Raw genomic sequence first — 5,029 nt, forward strand, 5'->3', positions numbered from 1 at the left:
GGGCGGGGGCGGCGGGGGCGGCGCCCCCGGCGCCCCCCCCCCGGCGCGGGCCCCCCCCCGTTTCCGTGGGTCTTCTTGCCATCGCCAAGGGAAAACCGGGCGATGAATTTACCCTTTCCTGCTAATCGGGATGCTTCGGATAAAGTGTCCCGTGTGACAGTGAATCTCACCGAGACCCGCCCGGCGGCGACCGTGACCGCTCCCGCACCAGATGTCCGGCCGGTCACGCGAATCGTCCTCGAAGTCGTGAAATTCGGGGTCGTCGGCGGCAGTGGCGTGCTCGTCAATTTCCTGGTCTTCAATCTGCTGCTGCACGGCCTGCGTCGGCAGGCGATGGTGGCGACGGTGCTGGCCAGCTGTATTGCCATGGCCACGAATTACATCGGCTTCCGCTATTTCGCCTACCGCGACCGCGCTTCCCGCACTCGTCGGCAAATCGTACTTTTCTTTGTCTTCAGCGGGCTCGGCGTCGTCATGGAAAGCGGTCTGTTCTACGTCGGATATCACGGCCTCGGCCTGCACGGGCCGCTCGGATCGAATGCGGTGAAGGCGTTGTCGATCGTCCTCGCCTCCGCCTTCCGCTTCCTCGTCTACCGCACCTGGGTCTTCCAGCAGGATGCGCGCCGCGCCGCGTAGTGCGACGGCGACCGCCGGCAGAGCCCTCCCGCAGGCCGCCGCCGCACTCGTCCTGGTCCTGCTGCTCCTGGTGATCGTCCGTCTCCCGTGGGCGGGCGACCTCGGCATGCACGCGGCGACGATCGAACGCCTGCGGCACAGCCTCGTGCACCCCGGCAATCCCCTCGTCGACGCGGACACGCCGAGCCCGTACTACTCGCCGTGGATGCTGGTGCTCGGCGGCATCGCCCGGATCACCGGGCTGTCGGTGTTCGTCGTGCTGCGGGTGGGCGCGCTCGTCGGGCTGGCGCTGCTCGTCACGGGGGTGTGGCGGTACGTGCGGACGCTGAGCCCGCACCGGGCCGCGCCGGCGATCGCCCTGCTGTGCCTGCTGTTGCTGTGGGGACCGCTGCTGTTCGAGTGGAGCGGCTTCCTCGGGCTGAACTCCCTCGCGCTGACGGTGTCCTATCCGAGCGTGTTCGCGCTCGGGCTCTCCTTCCACCTGTGGGCGTGGCTGACGGGCGCGCTGCGCGACGGCGCGGGCCGGGGAGCGTGGCCGGCGCTCGGGGTGCTGTGGGCGGTGATCCTGCTGGTCCACCAGTTCTCGGGAGTGGTGGCCTCACTGGGCGCCCTCGCCACGGTGGTCGCGGCGCGACCCGGACGGCGGGTGCTGCCGCGACTGGGGGCGGGTGTGGCGCTGGGGCTGGTGGTGCTGTGGGCGTGGCCGTTCTACGACTTCTTCTCGCTCTTCTCGGCCGGAGCGGATCTCGAGGCCATCCATCGGTCGCTGTACGGGCATCTGCCCGGACGGTTCGGGCTGGTGCTGCTCGGGGTGGCCGCGCTGGCGCTGCGGTGGCGGCGGGACCGGTGGGATCCGCTGGTGATCTTCTTCGTGCTGGGAGCGGCCGTGTTCGCCGCGGGCGGGGCGAGCGGTCACTACTCGTGGGGGCGCGTCCTGCCCGCCGCGCTGATCCCGGCGCAGCTCGCCGCCGCGCTGGAGGTGGTGGGCGGCGAGGGGCGCGCGCGGGTGGTACGGATCGGCTGGGCGTGCGCGCTGGCCGCCGCGCTGGCCGTGGGGGCGTGGACGCAGATCGGAACCCTCGGGTATGTGGTGCGGCCGGGCGCGCTGCCGGGGGCGGTCGCCGCGAAGTACCGGGCGCCGTGGGTGGGGTACCGGTGGATCACGCCGTGGGTGAAGTACGGGGACGTCGTCATGGCACGGACGTTTCCGTCCCGGCAGATCCCGGCCTACGGGCCCTACACCGTCGCTGCCCGCGATACCGACGGCTTGCAGCCGGTCGAGGGGCGGCGCGACGCCGCGGTCCGGAGGTTATTCGCCGCGGGGACGCCGGGGAGCGAGCGGCGGGGGATCGCCCGGGAGTACGGGGTGCGTTGGGTGGTGGACACCGGGACCGCCCCGCCGGGGGCGGGTCTGCGGGAGGTCGCCCGCGGGCCGGGCGGGCAGGTGCTCTACACGGTGGAGCACTGAGCCGGGAGGCCCGGCCCGGCGCGCCGCTCAGGCGGTCCGCCCGGTGCGTCACCTCAGCGAGCTCGCCACCAGCCGCGCCACACGCCGCACCCTCGGCCGCGCCACCCGCCGTACCACCGGCCGGATCACACGTTCCGTCACTCCCGTCGGCCGCCAGCGGATCTGGAGGCGCCCGGGGCCGCGGCCCTCGGGCTCGACGGTGACGCGGTGGGGGGCTACGCCGGAGTGGTAACCGACGCGGGCGGTGAGAGCGGGGAAGTCCAGAGGGGCCAGGAGGAGCCCCGTGTGGGCCAGGCCCTGGTGCTGGACCCGCAGCAACGGGTGGCGGACGCCGGCGAAGCCGTGGAGGGGGACCGGGGCCGCCGAAAGGTCCAGGCGGGCACGGCCCTCGAAGACACCGGGGCTGACAGGGTCCAGCCGGAAGGGGAGCGTGAGGCGGCGCCGGCCCGGGGCCAGCAGGAGGCTTGCGCGGTGCGGGCCCACCGGGAGCCGCAGACCGGGGTCGTAGGTGCGGATCACGAGCTCCAGCGAGGCGCCCGGACCGCGCGTGAGTTCCGTGATCTCGTGGCGGAACTGCGCGCTCGGGAAGGGACGGGTGTCCAGCTCCAGGTCCGTCACGTCCAGCTCGCGCCGGGACCCGGCGGAGGAGGGAATCCGGTCGCCCCAGTAGGTACCGCCGCCCGCCGCGTCCGTCGTCACCTGCCTCGGCGCCACACCGTGGCCGAGACCGCGCGCCGCCAGCCGTGCCTCCGGCAGGCGGCCGTCGCGCACCAGCTGGACGACCACCCGCTCGGGGCGCGGGAGCCGGTCGTACGAGCCCGGGGTCAGGGTGCCGAGGTACGGGTTCACGATGTCCGCGAACGACCGCAGCCACTCCTCGTCCCGGTACGGCAGGTCCCCGGCGTACATGCGGAAGTCGTGCTTGAGGAACTTGTAGTCCTTGTCCTCGCGCAGCGACCCGTGTCCGCTCGCCGTGAGGAAGTCGTCGATCAGCCGCTGGACATGGACGCGGTCGCGCACGTTGGTGAGCCTGTGCCGCTGGTTGGAGATCGACGCGGAGTCGCCGGCCGCGTACGGGGCTATGTACCAGAGGTACACGGGGTCCGGGATGATCGTGAACGCCCTTGCCAGGCAGTACGCCTGAGCCGAGAACAGCTGGTCCTCGTAGTGGATGCCCTCCGGGAAGCGCAGTTCGTGGCGGTCCAGGAAGGCCCTCGCGTACATCTTGCTCGTCGACAGGTGCTCGAAGAAGAGGCGCGGGTCCGCCGCTATGCCGTCCAGGGTCCGGCGCTCCGAGACCAGGTGCGGCATCCAGGTCGAGCGGTGGCCGCTGTCCACGCGTATCCGCCGTACCGCGCCCATCGTGAAGTCGACCTCGCGCTCGCGGTGCGCGGCCAGGAGCAGTTCGACCGCCCGCTCCGGGAGTTCGTCGTCGCTGTCCAGGAACATCAGGTACGGCGACCTCGCCACCTCGATGGCCCTGTTGCGCGGTGCGCTGCAGCCGCCGCTGTTCTCCGGCAGCCGGTGGTAGCGGATGCGGGGGTCCCGGGCCGCCAGTTCCCGGGCCACCGAGGGGGTTTCGTCCGTCGAGTGGTCGTCGCTGATGACGATCTCGAGGCCGGCGTGCGTCTGCCGCCGTACCGAGTCGACCGCGCGGGGCAGCCGCGCCGCGTCGTTGTGGACGATCACTGTCACCGTGACGTCGGGGGTCATGATGCGGCCTCCTCGGGGGTCGGTGCCGGTGTGCGCAGCTCGACCGGGATCACCGGTGGCAGCGAGCCCTCGTTGTCGCCGAGGAAGACCCGCCGTACGACGCGCTCGGCGGCGCGCCCGTCGTCGTACTCGCAGAACCGGCGCCGGAAAACGGCTCGCGCCTTCGTGGCGGCCTCGTCGCGCCAGGCGCCGGAGACGAAGATCTCCGCCAGTTCCTCCTGGGTGCGGGCCACCTGGCCGGGTGCCTCGGACATCAGGTCGAAGTACACGCCCCGGGTCGTCGCGTACGTCTCCCAGTCGTCGGCGTAGACGACGATCGGGCGGTCGAGGTTGGCGTAGTCGAACATGATGGACGAGTAGTCCGTGATCAGGGCGTCGGCGGCCAGGGACAGGTCCTCGACCGGGTCGTACTGCGAGACGTCCACGACCCTGCCCGTGCGGCGCAGGCCGGCCAGGGGTGACGCCGCGCCTCCGTAGAAGTAGTGGCCGCGGACCAGGAGGACCGTGTTCTCGCCCAGGCGGTCCGCGAGGGCGGCCAGGTCCAGGCGCGGGGTCCAGCCCGCCTCGTAGTCGCGGTGGGTGGGGGCATACAGGACCGCCGTCGCGCCGGGGGCGATGCCCAGTCGGGCGCGGATCGCGCGGATGTCGGCCGCCGTGGCGGAGTAGAAGACGTCGTTGCGTGGATAGCCGTGGTCCAGGGACACGTAGCGGGAGGGGTAGGCGCGCTCCCACATACGGGTGGAGTGGCTGTTGGCGGAGACGCTGTAGTCCCATTTGTCGACGCGGGCCAGCAGCGCGGCGAAGTCCATGCCCTGGGCGGCGGCCGGGTGCTGCATCTGGTCCAGGCCCATGCGCTTGAGGGGAGTGCCGTGGTGGGTCTGGAGGTGGATCGCGTCGGGACGCTTGACCACGTTGTTGGGGAAGTTGACGTTGTTCGTCAGGTACCTGGCCGTGGCCAGCACCTCCCAGTAGCGGCGCGTGCCGGGGACCACGTGGTCCGTGCCGGGCGGCAGGAGCGGCGCGTTGTCCTTCGTCACGACCCACACCGGGTGGATCTCCGGGGCCAGTTCGGCGAGCTTGGCGGCGATCGCGGCGGGATTGCAGGCGACTCCGCGGTTCCAGTACGCGGAGAAGAACCCCCCCACCGGGGGGGGCGGGGGGGCCCCGGCCCCCACCCCGTCGCCGCGGACACGATCGCGGACGACCCCCGGC

4 protein-coding genes are annotated in these 5,029 nt (G+C 72.1%); 2 read left to right on the forward strand and 2 right to left on the reverse strand.

Annotated elements, in window-relative coordinates; translation table 11 throughout:
- The first annotated feature begins 153 nt into the window (after nt 1–153).
- Nucleotides 154–636 carry a GtrA family protein gene (locus ACFW2E_RS39305; protein ID WP_384474601.1) on the forward strand — a complete coding sequence of 161 codons (483 nt, stop codon included), beginning with the start codon at nt 154–156 and terminating at the stop codon, nt 634–636.
- Nucleotides 617–2,104 (forward strand): hypothetical protein, encoded by a 1,488-nt coding sequence (locus ACFW2E_RS39310; protein ID WP_384474604.1) that lies wholly within the window; start codon nt 617–619, stop codon nt 2,102–2,104. Before ACFW2E_RS39305 ends, ACFW2E_RS39310 begins: the two co-directional genes overlap by 20 nt.
- A gap of 48 nt (nt 2,105–2,152) precedes the next feature.
- On the opposite strand, the gene ACFW2E_RS39315 is transcribed toward ACFW2E_RS39310, so the two are convergent.
- Both ACFW2E_RS39315 and ACFW2E_RS39320 read right to left on the reverse strand, forming a co-directional pair.
- Nucleotides 2,153–3,817, reverse strand: a complete 1,665-nt coding sequence (locus ACFW2E_RS39315; RefSeq protein WP_384474607.1) for a glycosyltransferase family 2 protein — start codon at nt 3,815–3,817, stop codon at nt 2,153–2,155.
- Nucleotides 3,814–5,029 (reverse strand): CDP-glycerol glycerophosphotransferase family protein (locus ACFW2E_RS39320; protein ID WP_384474609.1); only part of this gene is annotated, 1,216 nt, incomplete at its 5' end. The genes ACFW2E_RS39320 and ACFW2E_RS39315, both read right to left, overlap by 4 nt.

Origin of the sequence: Streptomyces sp. NPDC058964, from assembly GCF_042741275.1 — a bacterium.
Lineage (GTDB): Bacteria > Actinomycetota > Actinomycetes > Streptomycetales > Streptomycetaceae > Streptomyces.